Consider the following 18,224-nt stretch of genomic DNA (forward strand, 5'->3'; position numbering starts at 1 on the left):
CCGCCGCAACCCGGTGGTCACACGTCGTGTCCGGCATCGGATCCAATGACGGAACGAGACGCGACACCGCCTGGGATCGACCGCCCCCGGGGCGGACTCGCGGCTCTGTGTATCGCGCAAACTACCAGCTGGGGCCTACTTTTCTACTCACTGCCCGCGGCTGTCGCGCCGATCTCCCAGGACACCGGCTGGAGTGGCACCGCCATCACCGGCGCACTGTCAGCTGGTCTCACAATCTCGGCAGTCGCCGGCCTCAAAGTCGGTTCCGTTCTGGATTCCCGAGGGCCACGCACGGTGATGACCCTCGGGGCGGTCATCGGTGTGGCTGCCCTGGCGCTGGTGGCGTGGTCTCCCAACCTGCCCATGTTCTATCTGGCCTGGCTCGTGGCGGGGTTCGCCCAATCGGCTGTCCTCTATCCACCCGCGTTCGCTGTCATCACCCGCTGGTACGGCCCGCGACGAGTCGGCCCCCTGATGACGCTGACACTCGTCGCCGGGCTTTCCTCCACCATCTTCGCCCCGCTCACTGCCTCCCTGATCGAGCAGTTCGGTTGGCGCACCAGCTACCTCATCATGGCCGGCATCCTCGCCGCCGTATCTGTGCCCCTGCACGCCTTCTTTCTCAACTCCACCTGGTCAGACACCGCCAGCGAGCCGACCGTGCAGCAGTCCCGAACCGAGATCCGCCAGGTCACCAGAACCCGCCAATTCCTCACCCTGCAAGTAGTGATGACGGCAGCCACGTTCACGCTATTCGCCGTCACGATCAACCTCATCCCACTGTTGCTGGAACGAGGAATCGACTACTCGACCGCAGCACTGGCCTTCGGACTGGTGGGCGCAGGACAAGTCATCGGCCGACTCGGCTACCCACCACTGACCCGAAGAACCACACCCCAACACCGCACACTGGTGATCCTCGGCGCCGGTGCACTCGGCCTGTGGGGACTGGCAACAACTCCCGGCCCGACCTGGCTGCTCATCGCTCTGGCCGTAGGTACAGGCGCGGCCCGCGGCTGTCACACCCTTCTCCAGGCCACCGCCGTCTCCGACCGGTGGGGCACCCAAAACTTCGGCGCCATCAACGCCCTATTCAACGCACCAATGACCGCCGTCACCGCACTCGCCCCCGTGTCCGGACCCCTATTGGCCAGCCTCATCGGTGGATACCCTGCAATGGCAGTCATCATGGCCGTCCTGCTCACCGTGGCCGCAGCACTAAGTGCCCGAACGTGAACAGGAGCTGACCACCATTTCGGACACAGACTGGACCCCGGAGCACCACGAGGCAATCATCATCGGCGGTGGGCAAGCAGGTCTGGCCACCGCCTACTACCTGCTGCGGTCAGGCGTGGACACCCTCGTTCTGGATAATCAACCCAACCCGGGTGGGGGCTGGTTACACGTCTGGCCGTCCCTGCGCCTGTTCTCCACCGCTGAGTTCTCCAATCTGCCGGGCTGGCCGATGCCCCCTTATGACGGGTTTCCACCGGCCTGCCATGTCGTGGACTATCTCGCTGCCTATGAACGGCGCTACCGGATTCCGGTCCAGCGTCCCGTCACGGTCAACGAGGTGATCTACGAGAAGGGCACCTACCACGTCTGGGCGGGCACGAAGTCGTGGACGACCGAGAACGTGGTCGCGGCCACCGGGACGTGGTCCGCCCCCTTTGTTCCCTCCCACCCAGGAACCTTCGCCGGCACGCAGTGGCATTCCGCCAACTACCCCGGTACAACTCCCTTTCGAAGTACCACAGTCGCGGTCGTGGGCGGCGCGAACTCCGGCGCCCAGATCGCCGCAGAACTCACGAGCGTCGCCGAGGTGACCTGGTACACCCGTCAGCCACCACGCTGGATGCCCGACGAGGTCGACGGACGGGTGCTGTTCCGCCGCAACCGACTACGTGCCCTTGCCCTGCAGCGCGGCGAGCCCGACCCCGGGACAGACTCAGCCTTAGGAGACATCGTCGTCCTGCCAGAGGTGCGCCGCGCTCGGGACACCGGACGGCTGCAGGCCACGCCGATGTTCACCTCACTGGATGAGATCGACGCCGATCACCTGATTTGGTGCACGGGTTTTCGCTCCGCGATCGGGCCGATACGCCGGTTGCTCGACCACGGTCGACCAAAGCATCCGGGCCTCCATGTGGTCGGCTACGGCGACTGGACCGGTCCCGGAGCGGCAACGATCACCGGTGTGGGGCCCTATGCCAAACAGGCTGCCCGGAGAATCGCCGCATCAGTTGGCAGAACCGTGAAATAGGCGCAGCCACCACCAGAGTGATCTCCCTCGGGGGTGAGGGGAGTGCGAGCTATGCCGCCAGTTCGGCGGGGCTCGGATCCCTCCCGTTGGTTATTACGCGCCCTGGGCTGGTGTCGGTCCCCACAGGGCCTGTGCGGACATCAGGGCGGGTTGCCCTTGGGAGCTGGCGAAGTTGTTAGGGAGCGGGCTCCAGGGTGGTGTGGAATGAGGCGGGGTATGAGCCGGACGTAGGTGACCATGCCGACGAGTTCGACGAGGGTTTGGGTGACCACGACGACCGCGACCAGGGCAAATGGGTCGGGCAGGGCCAGGGCGAGGGGCAGTATGACCAGCGAGTTGCGGGTCGCCCCGGAGAAGACCAACGCCCGTGTCGACGGGGCATCCTGGCTGAAGACCCGGCCGGTGAGGATTCCCAAGGGGATCATCACGACCAGGAAGCCGACATAGACCGGGATGACCCGCAGCAGTGAGGACAGATCCGTCCGGACGGCGTCGACTTGCGAGGCAATCACGACGGCGAGGGTGGCCATCATCAGCGGCACCATCAGTGACTCCATCGCGTCCATGAGCTTCCGGGCGGAGGCGGACCGTGCGGCCAGGTACTGCGTGATGGCCGCCAGAACCAAGGGTGTGACGATCAATAACAGGAAGGCCTCAAGGAACGGGGCGACGTCCAAGACCTCGAACAGGCTGGGGCCCATAAATAGGCCCAGGTAGGCAGGCAGCAACAGCATCTGCACGAGCATCAGCAGCGGGGCCGCGGCCAGTAGCCGGTCGTGCGCGGAGCCAGCTAACCCGGAGAAGACGATGACGTAGTCGATGCACGGGGCAAGCAGCACCAGCAATACACCCAGCAGCAGGGCCTGGTCGTCAGCGACGAACCGGGAGAGCCCGTAGACCACGACCGGGACGATGGCGAAATTCAGCACCAACAGCCCGGCCAGGAACCGGCCGTCACGCAGCGCGCGACCGAGCCGGGTAAGCGGCACGCCCAGGAATGTGGCGTACAGCAGCACCATCAGTACCGGGTTGATTGCCTGCTCCAGACCCGGGGCGGCGGAAGGGGTGGCCAGCCCGAACACGGCACCGACCCCCAGGGCCACCAGGTACAGGGGTATCTGCCACCGCTCCAGCCACGTGATCATTGTTCGTCCTCCTCGGGACAGGGCCTTGCCTTCGGCCTCACGTCGCTGACGATCCTGGTCGGCAGTGGCAGTGAGAGTGGGCGGCGGGAGGGCCGGCCGTGATTAGAGTCCGAAGGCTCCGCCGCTGACCAGGATAAAGATGCCCAGGCCGATCAGGACAATGGGGAACAAGATGTGTTCCCAGCGTTCTAAAGCCTCGGCGACTGGCCGACGGGTGGCCACGAACTTGGCCAGGCCCACCAGGACCGAGACCAGAACCAGGAACACGACGCAGTAGGCCACCACGGCTCCCGGGCCGACGCTGAGGAAGACTGGGACGTAGACGCCGATGTTGTCCCCGCCGTTGGCGAAGGTCACCGCGGCCACGGTCCACACGGTCACGTTCTTACCTTCGATTTTGGCGTCGTCGTCGTCATCGTCCCCACGCCAGGCCTGCCACGCGGCCCATAGTCCCAGGCCTAATGGGATCAGCCCGAAGTACGGGATGGCCTCCGAGGGCAAAAACGTCCCGGCGCCCAAGGCCACGAGCACAGCGGCGCCGAGGATGCCTAGGAATCCAAGGTACTGGCCGACCAGGATGCGTGCGGTGGTGCCGCGTTGGCCTGCGCCGCGGGCGAAGAACAGTGAGAGGACGATGATGTCGTCGATATTGGTGGCGATGAACAGACCGATCGCCTGCAGGGCTGAGGACAGGATCACCCCTGCACCTCCGTGGCGTAACAACCCGGCACCGAACAGGCCGGGTCCAGGCAGGAGGCGTTTTCATTGACTGCGAGGGTGACCTCGACCAGGGAGGCCAACGCCCGCGCCAGGTGCGGATCAGCGATCTCGTACCGGGTCTGGCGGCCTTCGGGCACGGCGACCGCGATGCCACAGTCGCGCAGGCACGCTAGATGGTTCGACACGTTCGAACGCGTCAGTTCCAGATCGCGGGCCAGCTCCGCCGGGTAGGCCGTCCGCTCCAGCAGGGTCAGCAGTATCCGCGACCGGGTGGGGTCGGCCATCGCCCGCCCCAACCGGTTCATCACATCCACACAAGACGATATAGTCAGCATTCACTGAACTGTACAGTAGGCGCTGAACTGACTGGGCGTCTGAACAGGTTAGACATTTCTGGGCTCTGTGACTCGGGCGCTACCGCCCCGGAAGGGCCGCGCAGAAGGTTAAATCGGCAGCGTCGTGCCGGTGATTGCGAAGTCCCGTAGCCAACTGATGAACAGTGCCCACACGCCACTGAACAGTGCTATGCCCACTGCGATGAGTAGGAGGCCGCCGATGATCTGGATTCGTCGAGTGTTGCGTTGTAGCCAGCCGACGGTTCGGATTGCCCAGGTGGAGCTCCAGGCGACGAGGATGAATGGCAGCCCCAGCCCGAGGCAGTAGGCGACGATGAGCATGACACCGCGCGTGCCGCTGAAGCCGCTTCCGGCGGCGACGGACAGTGCGGCGGCGAGCGTTGGTCCGAGGCAGGGTGTTCAGCCGAGGGCGAACACTCCGCCCAGGAGAGGCGCGCCGACCCAGGTAGAGACAGCCTTCGGCTGGAATCGGGTATCTCGTTGCAGCACCGGTACGAAGCCGATGAAGACCAAACCCATGAGGATGGTGATGACCCCGCCGATGCGCTGGAGCAACTCCTCGTGTGGTGCGAGGTATTGAACCGTTCCGAGGACCATTGCGCTAAGCGAGACGAACACAACGGTGAACCCGCCAACGAAGAGCAGAGATGCCCCGACGACCCGGTAGCGCGAGCGTTGTCTGGCCTTCTTTTCCTCGAGAGTGATCGTTCGCGACTCGCTGTGGCGCTGTTCGGCCTGCGCCACGGTGACCGGTGGTCGCTCGGCGCCGACGACGCTAGCGAGGTAGGCGAGATAGCCGGGGATGAGCGGGACCACACATGGCGAGGCGAACGAGACCAGACCGGCTAGTAGGCAGGCGCCGAGGGCGAGCAGAAGGGGTCCGCTGGCCGCTGTCTGTTGGAACGCCGAACCGATACCCTGCGCGAGCACCAGGCCGTCCATCGGCGGCATGGCACCGGCGAAGACGAGGTCGGCAACATTCGTCACGGCGTGGCACTCTCCTCGTCGGCCACCAATTCGGCGATGACGTCCCGAAGTTGGTAATCGGTGACCGCCGCCAAATACACGGCGGCCACCCGGTGTTGCCGGTCAAGCACGAGGGTTGTCGGCACGATCGAGGTGGGAAAGCCGCGAAGTGCACCTACGGCCGCGTTGGACGGGTCCCAGATCGACGGGTAGGTAAGGCCGTTGTCGCGCACGAAGTCGACCGGCTTATCGCGATTGGGATCACGCACGTTGATCCCGAGCACGGTGGCGCCCTGGGATTCGAACTCCTCCTGAAGGCGCTGAAGATCGTCGACCTCGGTGCGGCAAGGCCCACACCATTGGCCCCACGTATTGAGGATCACCACCTCGCCCTTGTAGTCAGCGAGCCCGATGGTCTGGTCTGGGTCAAGCAGATCCGGCCCGGCGAGTTCGGCAACCGGTTTCCGTTCTTCCTCGGGGTAGTGGATCTCCAGCTGTCCATCTGGACTGACGAACTCAAACGTGCCGCCCTGCGCGACCGCATCGGTGCCACTCCCACAACCGGAGAGGACAAAGGCGCCCGCACACAGGGCCGCCCAGAGGCGCGCGCGGAAACCGATTGCTCGGATACTGCCCATGCTTTTCACTCCGGTCTGCGACGGGTCATTGCCCCCTCGGCTCCGAACCGGCGGTGCCGCACGGGGTGGCTCTCTCGAACACCAGTGACGTGACCGGCACTGGCGAGATGTTCCCGCTGTCCGATCGTGCCATAGCCACTATCCGCCCTGTTAAACGCCCCAGAACGGCGCGGCAAGCGGGTGGGTTCCGGGGGTAGGCCAGGTACACCTGTGCCCATTGACTGTGTTGGCCTTGCGGTTTCGTCGTCTTTAGATGCGTGGTCACACCGCCAGGGACAGTTCACTGAGTCCTGTACTATTCAGTGCATGCTGACTGTTGCTTCGCGTCAAGGTGTGATGAACCGACTCGGTCGTGCGATGGCCGACCCGACTCGTTCTCGAATTCTCATGAGGCTGCTGGATGGGCCCGTGTATCCCGCCGAGATTGCCCAGGAGCTGGGGTTGACGCGTTCAAATGTGTCGAATCATCTCGCCTGTCTCAGGGATTGCGGGATCGTCGTGGTTGAACTCGAGGGTCGGCAGAATCGGTACGAGATCGTCGATGCCCATCTGGCACGTGCGTTGAACGCCTTGGTCGAGACGACTCTTGCCGTTGACGAGAACGCGCCCTGTCTGGACATGCAGTGTCCGGTCGAGGGTTGCTGCAGTTCGGAAGGGGGTCGGCGGTGACAACGTCCGCGTGTGGTTGTGAGCCGGCCGGGCCAGTGGCCGGCCCTGACGAGTCCGCTTCGTGGTGGCGCAACGGTGCCGTCCTCATCCCGGTGTTCTCTGGCCTGACGCTCCTGCTGGGTGTGATCCTCGAGTGGCTCGCCAACGGCCCCGGGGCGGAGACTGCAGCGGCGTGGCTGTTCTGGACCGCTCTCCTTCTGGGCGCCTCGCAGTTTGTTCCAGGCGCGGTGCGGGGTCTGCTCGTCCGGGGTCGGTTGAGTATCGGGCTGCTGATGACGATCAGCGCCGCCGGTGCGGTCGGGCTCGGGTTCATCGAGGAGGCCGCCGCTCTGGCCTTCTTGTACTCCATCGTCGAGGCGCTGGAGGATCGGGCGATGGACAAGGCCCGCTCGGGCTTGCGGGCCCTGTTGGCGCTGATTCCCTCCAGTGCCACCGTCCTCGGCGCCACCGGGGGCACCCGCACCGTGCCCGTTGAGTCTCTGGAACGCGGCGATGTGCTGCGTCTGGTCGCCGGCGAACGTTTGGCCACCGACGGGATCGTTCGTGTCGGGCAGAGCAGCCTGGATGTCTCGGCGATCACGGGTGAATCCATTCCCGTCGAGGTCGGGCCCGGTGACGCGGTGTTGGCCGGCTCGATCAACACCTCCGGCGTCCTGGAGGTCGAGGCCACCGCCGCAGGGACAGACAATTCCTTGACCACAGTGGTCGAACTGGTTGAGCAGGCACAGACAGAGAAGGGGGAGCGGGCACGTATCGCCGACCGCCTGGCCCGCCCGCTGGTGCCGGGTGTTCTCATCCTGGCTGCTCTGGTCGCCCTGATCGGCTCGATCTTCGGAGATTCCGGACTGTGGATCGAGCGAGCACTGGTGGTACTGGTCGCCGCTTCGCCGTGCGCACTGGCGATCTCGGTGCCGATTACGGTCGTCTCCGCGATCGGTGCGGCCAGCAAGTTCGGGGTGATCATCAAATCCGGTGCCGCGTTCGAGCGCATGGGCTACCTCCGGCATGTGGCAGTGGACAAGACCGGCACCTTGACCCGAAACCAGCCCACCGTCACGCAGGTCCTCACCACTGGCAACGCTGCCCAGGACGAGGTCCTGAGCTGGGCGGCCGCTCTGGAAACCCACAGCACCCACCCGCTGGCCGCAGCGATCACCGCCGCAGCTACCGAGGTCCCCGCCGCATCGGCGGTCACCGAGTCCGCGGGCGCGGGAATCGCCGGCCTTATCGATGGCGCGCACATCGCCGTCGGCAGCCCGCGCTGGCTCGACCCAGGTCCTCTGGCAGATCACGTTCACGCGATGGAGGCCCGCGGCATCACCGTGGTGGTCGTCCACCGCGACGACCACCCGGTCGGGGCCATCGGGGTGCGCGACGAGCTGCGTCCAGAGGCCGGCGAGGCCATGACGTCGCTGGCGTCGAGGGGTATGGGCGTGACGATGCTTACCGGCGACAACGCCCGCACCGCTGATGCACTGGCCGTCGAGGCGGGGATCACCGACGTGCGTGCCGAGCTGCGTCCGCAGGACAAGGCGCAGGCAATCGCCGAGTTGCGTGCCGACGGCCGGGGGCCAGTGGCGATGATCGGCGACGGTGTCAACGACGCCCCCGCGCTCGCCTCGGCGGACATCGGAATCGCCATGGGGGCCACCGGCTCCGACGCAGCGGTCGAGTCGGCGGATGTCGCATTCACCGGCGATGACTTGCGACTGATCCCGCGCGCCATAGACCACGCCCGCCGCGGTCGTCGCGTCATCAATCAGAACATCATCCTGTCCTTGGCGATCATCATCGTTCTGCTTCCACTGGCGATCACCGGAATTCTGGGACTCGCAGCGGTCGTCCTGGTCCACGAGGTCGCCGAAGTCTTCGTGATACTCAATGGCCTGCGTGCCGCACGCACCAGGCAGCTCGAGCGACCCTCGAGCCCAAGAACTGCCGACCGCGACGACAGCCGGCACATGCACCAGCTGGCACCGCTCCCTCATTGACACTGTGCCCGCGTGCCCCGCACCGCACACCGCCGGAAAAAAACGACGGCAACCATCACAACACTCGGTATCGACCGGACGGCCTTGCGCTGCGCCCCGGCATCGACGGGAGGGCATCAGCTGCCAGGCACGACTGAGCAAGAACAATGCGTACACCGATGGCCGAGACCCACCCGAACTTATCGACGGTTCGTGCTAACATCGCTCTATGGCGATCAATTATGGGGTGCCCGATTCAGTGACGTTCGAGGATCGAAACACCTATGCAGCGTTGTTCCATGCTCTGGCAGAACCAACTCGACTGGCGTTGTTGGAGCATCTGGTCAGTGGTGAGCATCGGGTTCGGGATCTGGTCGATCACATGCATCTGGCACAGTCCACGGTGAGCAAGCACCTGGCTTGCCTGCGGGATTGCGGGTTAGTCAGAATGCGGATCGAGGGGCGCTCCTCGTGGTTCTCGCTGGCTGAGCCGGCCCGGCTGGCGGACCTGGTGGAAGCCGCCGATGCGCTGTTGAGTGCGTCCGGGGTGTCGCCGTCGCTGCGCGATCACCAGGACCACCCCGACCTTGACCTCGGGCAGGAGTGAGTCGAGATGGGGCATAGCCACGGTCACGACCATGGAAGTACTTCTCCCCAGGCCGATCGCGGGACGCGTCGTCGGCTGCTGATCGCGTTCTGCATCACCGCGATCATCGTGGTGGCCCAAGCGGTGGGCAGCGTGGTCACTGGCAGTCTCGCGTTGTTGACCGACACCGCTCATGCATTGGCTGATGCGTCGGGATTGTTGGTTGCGGTCATAGCCGCGACGATGATGCTGCGTCCACCGAGCAGTAAACGGACCTGGGGATTCGCCCGGATCGAAGTCATCGCCGCACTAGGGCAAGCTGTCCTGCTGATCGTCGTCGGTAGCTATGCCGCGATCGAAGGCGTCCGCAGACTCTTCGAGCCGGCGGACGTGCCCGGTACCGAACTGCTGGTGTTCGGCGTGATCGGCCTGATCGCCAATATCGCCGCCATTGTGGTGCTGGCCTCCAGGCGAGGCGACAACTTCAACATGCGGGCGGCATTTCTGGAGGTGCTCAACGACGCTTTGGGGTCGGTGGGGGTGATCGTTGCGGCGATCGTCATCAACACCACCGGTTTCCAGCGAGCCGACACCATTGCCGCGCTGTTCATCGCCGCCTTGATCATCCCGCGCGCGTTCACGCTTCTGCGGCAGACGGTTCGGGTGCTGATGGAGTACGCGCCTACGGGGCTCGATCTGGATGAGGTTCGGGATCACATACTGGAGCTGGACCATGTTCGGGACGTGCACGACTTGCACGCATCCATGATTGGGACCGGCCTGCCGGTCATCTCCGCGCATGTCGTGATCGATGATCAGTGCTTCGAATCCGGTCACGCCCCGCAGATCCTGGAGGAGATCCTCACCTGCGTCAAGGAGCATTTCCCCGTCTCCATTGACCATGCCACCATTCAACTGGAGACTGCCGCCGTGCGTGACCGTGAATCTCCCGCAGTCCGACACGCTTGACCCGCTACGAGCCGGAGATGAACGGTTCACATTTCTGCACGATGGGTAGTGCGGGTCCGGCCAGCGGACTTGCTCGGCGCGGCGGCAGGAAAGGGATCGGCGGGCGCGGAGACGGCCACCAATGCGGGTGAAGGTACGACCCTGAAGGCCTCGGCAGGCTGGCCGACCCACGCGATCACCGCCCGAACCCGAGACTGTCTGATCAGCTGAGGCCCGGAGTCCGAGAGAGCGGCGGCCGAGTGGGCGCATGCGAGCAGGCCCGCTAGTCCGCCGGCAGGTGGACGGCCCGCATGAAACGTCGCCGGTCACGGGGGTGCGCAGAGCAGGCGCGAATCGGACCCCGGGATACCCGCTTCCTACGATAGGGATCATGTCGCCGTCGTCGAAGGCACCCTCGTCCAAAGCTTCCGCCACCGCCAGACCGCTGCGTACCCGCGGTGTGGTGCCGGTCGTGGTGCTGCTCGCGGTCGTGGCGGCAGGTGTGGTGGTCCCGCTCTCGCGAATGTCCACGGACCTGGCACTCGAGCTCCTCGGCGTCCCGAACCCGGGCCTGCTCACCACCGCCGGGCTCCCGGCGGTCCGCGCGATCGCCGAGCTGCTGGCATCGGTGGCGGTGGGAATGGCGCTGTTCGCCGCGTTCTTCACCCCGCCGCAGAAAGACAAGACCCTCGACGTGGACGGCTACCGCGCACAGCAGATCTCCTCGTGGATCAACATCGCGTGGGCGATCGCGGCGGCCCTGCTCATCCCGCTGACCCTGTCGGATGTGTCCGGGCGCACGCTCTGGCAGTCCCTGCCGCCGGACCAGTGGATCGTGGCGATCACTCAGATCGAGGTGGCGTCCTCGTGGCGCTGGGCCGCGATCATTGCACTGGTCGCCGGGATCGGGCAGCGGCTCACCGTGAGCTGGCGCTGGTCGGTCATCTGGCTGGGGGTCACGGTGCTCTCGCTCCTGCCCGTTGCCGCGACGGGCCACGCCTCGGGCGGCACCGCCCACGACATCGCCGCCAACTCGCTGATTATCCACCTGTTCGCTGCCGCGTTCTACGTCGGTGGGCTCGTCGCGGTGATCGCCCACGCGATGCGTGGCGGGGGCCGGGTAGCGCTTTCATTGCGCCGCTATTCGGTGGTGGCCACGGTGGCGATCGTCGCGCTCGGGCTGACCGGGATCATCAACGGGCTGGTCCGTCTGCACCCCGCCGACCTGTTGTCTTCGACCTACGGGCTGCTGATTGTGGCCAAAGCGTTGTGCCTGGCACTGTTGGCGGTGTTCGGGCTGGCGGTGCGCCGGCGCATCATCAACCGCATCGAGGGAACGTCGGCCAACGCCCCGGTGGACCGCGGCACGCTGCTACGAATCGGACTGGTCGAAACGGTGATCATGGCGGGCACCCTGGGTCTGTCGGTCTCGCTCGGCCGCACCCCGCCCCCGGCACCGCTCTATGTGCCCACCCGGCAGGAGTCGCTGCTGGGTTTTGAGTTGCCGGGGCCGTTCTCCTTCGAGACGGTGTTCGGTCTGTGGCGCTTCGACCTGGTGCTGGGTCTGGCCTCGGTGATCCTGCTCGGCCTCTACGTATGGGGGCTGATCACCCTGCGCCGACGCGGCGACTCCTGGCCGGTGGGACGAACCGTGGCGTGGGTGCTCGGGTGCGTGCTGCTGTTCCTGACCACCAGCTCCGGTATGGGGATGTACATGATGGCCGACTTCTCCAGCCACATGGTCGGGCACATGCTCATCTCGATGCTCGTTCCGGTCCTGCTCGCCCTAGGCGGGCCGCTGACACTGGCACTGCGGGCGCTCCCGGCGGCGGGCCGCGGCAACCCGCCGGGACCACGCGAGTGGACCGTGGAGTTCATCAACAACCCGCTCTCCCGATTCCTCACCCACCCGATCGTCGCCTCGGTGCAGTTCGTGGCCGGGTTCTACCTGATCTACTTCGGAGGGTTCTACGAGACGCTGGCCTCCGAGCACCTGGGCCACATGTTCATGAACGTGCACTTCCTCATCAGCGGCTACCTGTTCTACTGGGTGATCATCGGCGTGGACGCGGCGCCGCGGCACTTCTCGCCCTTCTACAAGCTCATGGTGCTGCTCGGTTCGCTACCGTTCCACGCCTTCTTCGGCATCGTGCTCATGAACTACAAGACCGTGCTGGCCGAGAGCTGGTACTCGGGGATCGGGCTGCCCTGGGTCCCGGATCTGCTGCAGAGCCAGCAGGTCGGCGGCGGGGTGGCGTGGGCGGCGGGGGAGATCCCGCTGTTCATCGTCATGCTCGCCCTGGCCTGGCAGTGGTTCCAGACGGACATGCGTGAGGCGCGGAGGGGGGAGCGGCAGGCCGAGCGGGACGACGACGCCGAGCTCAAGGCCTATAACGACATGCTCCGCGAGATGTCCCAGACCGACCGGAAGTAGGGGACAAGCGGACCCTCGTCGTCGAGGATGGTTCCCTCACACCCCCTTGTTCGTCCCCCAGGCACGTCGGCGATAGGAGCGAGCCCATGAACGAGATGGCCGCCCGCCGCAACATCCCCAACCCCACCAACCGGCGGGTGCGACAACCCGGTGGTCTCCACCTCAGTGGCGAGCAACCCCGCTACCAGGACCACGACACCGATCACGGCGAGGGGAAACAGAGAATGGGCGACGAACTGAGTCACAGCGCACGTAATCAGGCCGAGTTCACACGCTCGCACTGGCGGGCGATGCGAGAATTCGTGCTCGTCGGCCTCACCGCCATCATCGCGGGCGGCCTTGTCGCCGCGGTCACCGGTCCCACCGGTTTCGATGAGGGTTCCTGGGTGGCGGCCTACCTGGTGCTAGTTGCGGGGGTGGCCCAGGTAGGGCTGGGCGTCGGACAGGCACTGCTTACTGGCGGCACACTGTTCGGTCGCCTGCGTGTTGTCCAGCTTCTCGCCTACAACTTGGCCAACAGTGCGGTACTCGGTGGCACCCTGACCGGCTCCGTGATCGTGGTGGCCGCGGGCGGTGTGCTGTTGCTGATATCGCTCACGTTGTTCCTGGCCACTGTGCGTCACGCGCGCCCGCGTACGTGGTATCTCGTGCTCTACCGGATTGTCATTGCCAGCCTCGCAGTGAGTGTGCCGGTGGGCGTCGTCTTGTCAGTTGTTCGTCACAGTTAGAAGCCCAGTGTGGGGGAGCCAGGGCCTTGTCGGCCAGCCTGCGCCGTCAGAGTTCAGGCGTCATAGGGCGCTGCTGCCCGACCCCGAGTTGACCATGATGCCCCGTTCTGCCAGCCATGCCGACGGATCGACAGCCCGCGAGCCGCCGTCGGCCCATACCTCGAAGTGCACGTGTGGGCCGGTGGAGAAGCCGCGGTTGCCCATCACGCCGATTTGCTGACCAGCGACGACAGTGTCACCGACCTGAACGGTATTGCTCTCATTGTGGCCGTAGACGGTCATGAAGCCGTCCGGCGACATGATCCGAATCCAGATGCCGAAACCGGAGGCCGGGCCTGAATCGATGACGATTCCGTCGGTCGCGGCGAACAGCGGTGTGCCGATGGCGTTGGCGACATCGAGACCCGAATGGGACGTGCCCCATCGGGGGCCGAAGGAGGACGTTGAGACGCCTACCGCCGGGAGGGCGACAACGGGACGCCGCGCCTGCTCCTCGGCAATCTCACGCTCGTAGTTGAGTTCGGTGCCCCTCTGCAGACTGGCGACGAAACCCGCGGCGGTGGGTCCCGGCTCGCCTGACACGTTCGCGTCATCGGAGGTGAGGGGGAGCGGAGCCGAGGGGGTCGCGGCCAGGGCATCTTTGGTGTGCGCGTCAGCGGCGCCACCGGTCGGGTGCTCGTCGGTCGCGAGGAGGACGATCTGCTGATCACTGGTGGGCGCCGCCGCGGCAATAGAGGCACCCGCGGCCAGGGCCACGACCGCGGCGATACTGCGGTGGTTGTTCGGTGAAGGCCGGCGATGGGCTCCGCGGCGGCGCCGCGGGGGGCTGGTCGACTGAGAGGCGTGCTTCGGTCCTGCTCGCTTCTCCACTGCTACCGAATCCCGTCGTCGTCTAACCGTAATCGTTTCGTGACCTGACCCCGGTTAAAGGTAGTGGCTGACCAACCGGGTCGCAAGGCAGATGCACGGCCGAGACGACCGTCACAGAGAGGACCAGTGAGGTGACAGCTCCGCCAGGGTTAGGCGCTGGCTGAGCTTCCGAGGTGGAGACGACTTCTCCCCGACCGGGAGTCGATCTGGGCGCACTGGGGCTGGCGATGATCACGAATTACGCGCTGAGGGGTGACACGATCGATACCGAGTTGTTATATTGGGTCGTGTTGCCGACGAAATCGGTCACCCGCATCGCCTAGACGTCGCGGGAACACATCACCCCGAACGATGGAGACAGCCCCATGATCGACTCCACCCGGCCCGTGACCGTCGCAGAGCTCACCGAGCGTTTGGGCGTGCGCAGCGCGACTTTGGCCGGCGGCCGCCATCGTGTGGCCAGCGAAACCGCGACGGTGTCGCGGTTTGTTGGTAGCGCCGTCGTCGGCGTAGCCCTCTCGGGCGGCCTTGGTCTGGCTTTCGCGCCAGCCGCCGCCGCTCAACCCGTCGCGATCGATCAGGCCCAGGTCGTCGAGGCGATCCAGTCCGCGGCCGAGCAGTTCGGCATCGGCCCCGCCGAGATCCAGAGGATCGGGGAGCAGTTCGGCCTCGCCCCAAGTGAGGTCCGGCAGTACGCCGCCGGACTCGGACTCGGCTCCCTCGGAGAAAGCGCCGGGAGTCCGCAGATCGGCGGCGCACATGCCCCTACGGAGGCCGTGATCACCTCGGGGTTCGGCTCGCGTTGGGGCAGCTTCCATAACGGCACTGATTTCGGTGCGCCGATTGGTACGCCGCTCTACGCCGCCAAGAGCGGCGTTGTCGAAGCCGCTGGCCCCGCCGCCGGGTACGGCATCTGGATCCGCATCCGCACAGATGACGGCGAACTGCTGGAATATGGCCACAACGACCAGAACTACGTCAGCGTCGGCCAGCGGGTCAACGCCGGTGAAGTGATCGGAACCGTCGGCAACCGCGGAGACTCCACCGGCCCCCACCTGCACTTTCGCGTACAGACCGCCGCCGGTCAGTGGGTCGACCCGGTGCCGTGGCTCGCGGCCCAAGGAGTCCTCGTCTAGCACCGTCCACTTCGGGCGTGCCGACCGCCTCCCCGCGGGGGAGCGCGTGCTGGTGTTCGCCAATTTCCGGGCCGGCGTTGCAACCCCGCGCGGTAGTGCATTTCTTCGGGGAATCCCCGACTTACTAGATCTCAAACAAGCCCCTGCAGGTCACGGCGTTGCGCCCACTCCGAAATGACTCCAGAACCGGAGAATTCTCCGGAACGCTGGCAGGAGTGGTTCCTGGTTTCCGGCCGCGTGCGCGACGTGGAAGCGTGTCCCGGCTGGGAGCGAAAACCGGGGTTCCGCGGACCGTCTTGATATCGCGGTCATTGAGCTGAGTCGTACGGGATTCGATCAGCAGGCCGGTGACCGGACCAGATGCTTACCGCCTCCACCGGCGGCGTCGAGTTGGTTGCGGTGCTCCTCACGCAGATGCTGCCGGGCTCGCTCGTGCTGCAGGAGTTGTGGGCCGACGGGACTCCGTACGCGCCGGGCGTGCGGTACCTCAACGGGCTACCCGGTACGTCGAGGTCGTCCTGCCGTACACGTCGGGCCTGGCCCCCGGTTCGATGGCGACCAACGTGGTGGTCCAGGACGGCTGCGAGCAGAACCTCTCCGAGCACGTTGCCGTGGCCGATCCCCGCGCCCCCGACTACGTCCTGAACGCTCTCGACCCCGGCAACCCGCGTCAGCCGCGGTGCGAGGCGAGCGCCCCGATTCACGATCCGCGGGAATCTTCCTCCCGATGTTCACCCCACCGCGAAAGGCCGGGGTCTTTGTCAATTTGCTTTTGGCCCCGTTTCGCGAGTGGTCAGGATCTGACGAAGGCCCGCCACGAAGTACACGACGAGCACGATCAGCATGATCCCGCTGACGATTACCGCAGCAGGCCGCTCTGCATCTCCGGCGAACAACGCGCCGAGGTCGGCAAGCGGCATGAGAGATCCCAGTGCCCCGAGCACGGCGATGACGAGCGCTGCGATCATCACCCCTCGGCTGGCGTTCGGGACGCGGCTCGCGATGAACGCCGCGATGAGCAGCAGCACACCGATAAACGCCGGTATCAGCGAGGTGGCACTCTCCATCCCGGTGGTGAAGTAGGCGATGAGTCCGGTGGCGGTGAGGATGCCGCCCGTCCACGTGGTCAATGCGATCATTGCTGATCTCCTAGGTCGGTATCTGATTGCAGCTAGGCTGGCACGCCCGTTGCTCTGCGAGCAGTCATCGGCTCCAACGACGCCTAATCAGGCTACGGTCCCGGACGCTGCTGGGGGCGAGACTCCAGGGCGCTCTTCAAGTGTCCCATTCGGTCATGAGTCCCGCGTTTCTGCTTGGGGGGTTAGGTGACACGGGCAGAGTCGACACGAATTGCTAGACCTCAACATGCCCGTGCAGGGCACAGCGTTGCGAACACCCCGGAATGGCTTCAGAACCACCGAATTCTGCGGAACGCCGGTCAACCGGAAGGTGCTGGCGGCCCAGTAGGTAGGCGCCCAGCGCAGCCACGCCGGGCCCGTAACACACCGGGGCTCTGGCCTCGGCCGGGAACGCAGCGGTAGTCACTACTCCGCATGAACATGCGCGCCGCTGGGCGCGGTGCTCGATGGCGAGCATGTTCGATCGGCGGGAGGTCGAAAACCTGACGACGCTGATCACGGACCACCAGGGCACCGGACAGGTCGTAAATGAGGTGCGCGCCCCCCGGTCAGCCCAGTTTTCCGACAGGCCCGTGCAGCCGGCTCCCGTCGCCGTGGTGATGCGCAGGGTGATCGGACAGCCGGCACGATTACTGTTTGGCAGGTGAAACGGTTCTCTCGCATGCTCAAGCCGGGATGGTTGATCACCCTTCTGTTCATCAGCCTCTTCGCCTACCTGTGCTTCACGATGCTTGCCCCCTGGCAGTTGAACAAGTACGAGGATCTCAAGGCACGCAATGCCAGCTCGTTGAGAGCAGCGTGGCAGGGCCGGTTCCGTTGGACGAAGTGATCCGGCGGGAGGGATCTCTCGGTGATTCCGAGTGGCATCTGGTTACTGCGCGCGGAAGTTACCTGCCCATGGAGGATGTCCTGTTGCGGATGCAGTCCGTCGACGGTGAACTCGTGTACCAGGCACTTCGTGCATTCCGCACCGACAGTGGTGACTCCCTGCTCGTCAACCGCGGATGGGTCCGCGTCGGCGACGACAACGCGGTCCCGGACTTCCCGTCCGCGCCGACGGGCCAGCTGACCATCATCGCCCGCCTCAGGATCCCGATGGATGCTCCCGCCCAACCCATCGTTCTGCACGATTGGAACATGGTGCGCAACATCGACCCCCCCGTCATCGGGGACCTCCTCGGCACCGACTTGTCGCCCTATTATCTCCAGCTCGCCGGTGGGCAGCCCGGGTCTTTGGAACCGATGCCAGTGCCGTCCACCGAGTCGGGTCCGTACTTGTCGTACGGCCTGCAGTGGATGGCCTTCGGGGTCCTCGCTCCCATCGGCCTGGGCTACTTCGTGTGGAGCGAGATACGTCAGCGCCGTCGTCTGGACGACGAGGACAACGATGCCGCCGCGGCGCGGCCACGCAAGGGCGGGAACCGGGCAGCAGGTCCCGGGCAGGACACCACAGCGTCGCAGGCCCCGTCGGGCCCTCCCGCGGCCACGGTTGGAGACGATGGTCCATCGGACGAGGCCGCGGACTCAGACCGGCTCGTAGCGGCGGCCATGCGTGATCGCTACGGTGACCGGTTCGCATCCGAGTATCGACGCAGCTCGCGTGGAGGCAACCGCGCCTGATCGTCTGCGACAGCAGTCGATAGCTGTACGAGGAGT

At 65.6% G+C, this 18,224-nt stretch carries 18 protein-coding genes and 1 pseudogene; 12 read left to right on the forward strand and 7 right to left on the reverse strand.

Annotated features, from left to right (window positions below; all coding sequences use genetic code 11):
* Positions 1-45 precede the first annotated feature (45 nt).
* Positions 46-1,236, forward strand: coding sequence for an MFS transporter (locus tag H483_RS37580; protein ID WP_042330372.1), 1,191 nt, complete (start codon positions 46-48; stop codon positions 1,234-1,236).
* Positions 1,223-2,263 carry an ArsO family NAD(P)H-dependent flavin-containing monooxygenase gene (locus tag H483_RS37585; RefSeq protein WP_017838568.1) on the forward strand — a complete coding sequence of 347 codons (1,041 nt, stop codon included), beginning with the start codon at positions 1,223-1,225 and terminating at the stop codon, positions 2,261-2,263. Before H483_RS37580 ends, H483_RS37585 begins: the two co-directional genes overlap by 14 nt.
* Positions 2,264-2,403: 140 nt before the next feature.
* Here the strand turns inward: H483_RS37585 and H483_RS37590 are convergent, their stop codons facing one another.
* The 5 genes and pseudogenes from H483_RS37590 to H483_RS37610 all read right to left on the reverse strand — a co-directional run bounded on the left by H483_RS37590 (position 2,404) and on the right by H483_RS37610 (position 6,088).
* Positions 2,404-3,408, reverse strand: coding sequence for an arsenic resistance protein (locus H483_RS37590; RefSeq protein ID WP_017838569.1), 1,005 nt, complete (start codon positions 3,406-3,408; stop codon positions 2,404-2,406).
* 102 nt (positions 3,409-3,510) lie between these two features.
* Complete coding sequence (locus H483_RS37595) at positions 3,511-4,107, reverse strand: cadmium resistance transporter (protein ID WP_017838570.1); 597 nt, start codon at positions 4,105-4,107, stop codon at positions 3,511-3,513.
* Positions 4,104-4,463 carry a helix-turn-helix transcriptional regulator gene (locus H483_RS37600; RefSeq protein WP_031265411.1) on the reverse strand — a complete coding sequence of 120 codons (360 nt, stop codon included), beginning with the start codon at positions 4,461-4,463 and terminating at the stop codon, positions 4,104-4,106. Before H483_RS37600 ends, H483_RS37595 begins: the two co-directional genes overlap by 4 nt.
* Before the next feature lie 108 nt (positions 4,464-4,571).
* A pseudogene (locus H483_RS37605) lies at positions 4,572-5,426 on the reverse strand (cytochrome c biogenesis CcdA family protein).
* Positions 5,427-5,467: 41 nt separating this feature from the next.
* Positions 5,468-6,088 (reverse strand): TlpA disulfide reductase family protein, encoded by a 621-nt coding sequence (locus H483_RS37610; protein ID WP_017838574.1) that lies wholly within the window; start codon positions 6,086-6,088, stop codon positions 5,468-5,470.
* Positions 6,089-6,394: 306 nt separating this feature from the next.
* Here H483_RS37610 and H483_RS38965 point away from each other — a divergent pair, with 306 nt between their 5' ends.
* The 6 genes from H483_RS38965 (at position 6,395) to H483_RS0120335 (ending at position 13,423) form a co-directional block, all read left to right on the forward strand.
* Positions 6,395-6,757: a helix-turn-helix transcriptional regulator gene (locus tag H483_RS38965; RefSeq protein ID WP_063973160.1), complete on the forward strand. Its 363-nt coding sequence runs from the start codon at positions 6,395-6,397 to the stop codon at positions 6,755-6,757.
* On the forward strand, positions 6,754-8,748 hold the full coding sequence (locus tag H483_RS37615) for a heavy metal translocating P-type ATPase (protein WP_031265412.1): 1,995 nt from the start codon (positions 6,754-6,756) through the stop codon (positions 8,746-8,748). The genes H483_RS38965 and H483_RS37615 overlap by 4 nt, the downstream gene beginning before the upstream one ends.
* A gap of 208 nt (positions 8,749-8,956) precedes the next feature.
* Positions 8,957-9,334 carry a helix-turn-helix transcriptional regulator gene (locus H483_RS38970; protein ID WP_042330374.1) on the forward strand — a complete coding sequence of 126 codons (378 nt, stop codon included), beginning with the start codon at positions 8,957-8,959 and terminating at the stop codon, positions 9,332-9,334.
* A 6-nt stretch (positions 9,335-9,340) separates the two neighbouring features.
* On the forward strand, positions 9,341-10,282 hold the full coding sequence (locus H483_RS37625; protein WP_017838579.1) for a cation diffusion facilitator family transporter: 942 nt from the start codon (positions 9,341-9,343) through the stop codon (positions 10,280-10,282).
* Positions 10,283-10,652: 370 nt separating this feature from the next.
* Positions 10,653-12,695: a cytochrome c oxidase assembly protein gene (locus H483_RS37630; RefSeq protein WP_017838580.1), complete on the forward strand. Its 2,043-nt coding sequence runs from the start codon at positions 10,653-10,655 to the stop codon at positions 12,693-12,695.
* An 86-nt stretch (positions 12,696-12,781) separates the two neighbouring features.
* Positions 12,782-13,423, forward strand: a complete 642-nt coding sequence (locus H483_RS0120335; RefSeq protein ID WP_017838581.1) for a hypothetical protein — start codon at positions 12,782-12,784, stop codon at positions 13,421-13,423.
* Positions 13,424-13,483: 60 nt separating this feature from the next.
* Here the strand turns inward: H483_RS0120335 and H483_RS37635 are convergent, their stop codons facing one another.
* Positions 13,484-14,179: a M23 family metallopeptidase gene (locus tag H483_RS37635; RefSeq protein WP_017838582.1), complete on the reverse strand. Its 696-nt coding sequence runs from the start codon at positions 14,177-14,179 to the stop codon at positions 13,484-13,486.
* Positions 14,180-14,658: 479 nt separating this feature from the next.
* On the opposite strand from H483_RS37635, the gene H483_RS37640 reads away from it, so the two are divergent.
* Entirely contained in the window at positions 14,659-15,429 is a 771-nt protein-coding gene (locus tag H483_RS37640) for a M23 family metallopeptidase (RefSeq protein WP_017838584.1), read from the forward strand.
* 761 nt (positions 15,430-16,190) lie between these two features.
* On the opposite strand, the gene H483_RS37645 is transcribed toward H483_RS37640, so the two are convergent.
* On the reverse strand, positions 16,191-16,568 hold the full coding sequence (locus tag H483_RS37645) for a hypothetical protein (RefSeq protein ID WP_017838585.1): 378 nt from the start codon (positions 16,566-16,568) through the stop codon (positions 16,191-16,193).
* 446 nt (positions 16,569-17,014) lie between these two features.
* Between H483_RS37645 and H483_RS37650 the strand changes: the two genes are divergently transcribed.
* From H483_RS37650 to H483_RS37655, 3 genes are read left to right on the forward strand one after another with little or no spacing between them, the layout of a single operon-like run.
* Positions 17,015-17,215: a hypothetical protein gene (locus H483_RS37650; protein WP_017838586.1), complete on the forward strand. Its 201-nt coding sequence runs from the start codon at positions 17,015-17,017 to the stop codon at positions 17,213-17,215.
* A 14-nt stretch (positions 17,216-17,229) separates the two neighbouring features.
* Positions 17,230-17,397, forward strand: coding sequence for a hypothetical protein (locus tag H483_RS39785; RefSeq protein ID WP_159981201.1), 168 nt, complete (start codon positions 17,230-17,232; stop codon positions 17,395-17,397).
* Positions 17,394-18,188: an SURF1 family protein gene (locus tag H483_RS37655; protein ID WP_238556435.1), complete on the forward strand. Its 795-nt coding sequence runs from the start codon at positions 17,394-17,396 to the stop codon at positions 18,186-18,188. Before H483_RS39785 ends, H483_RS37655 begins: the two co-directional genes overlap by 4 nt.
* The last annotated feature ends 36 nt before the right edge of the window (positions 18,189-18,224 follow it).

The organism is Dietzia sp. UCD-THP (genome assembly GCF_000349585.1).
GTDB classification, from domain to species: domain Bacteria; phylum Actinomycetota; class Actinomycetes; order Mycobacteriales; family Mycobacteriaceae; genus Dietzia; species Dietzia natronolimnaea_A.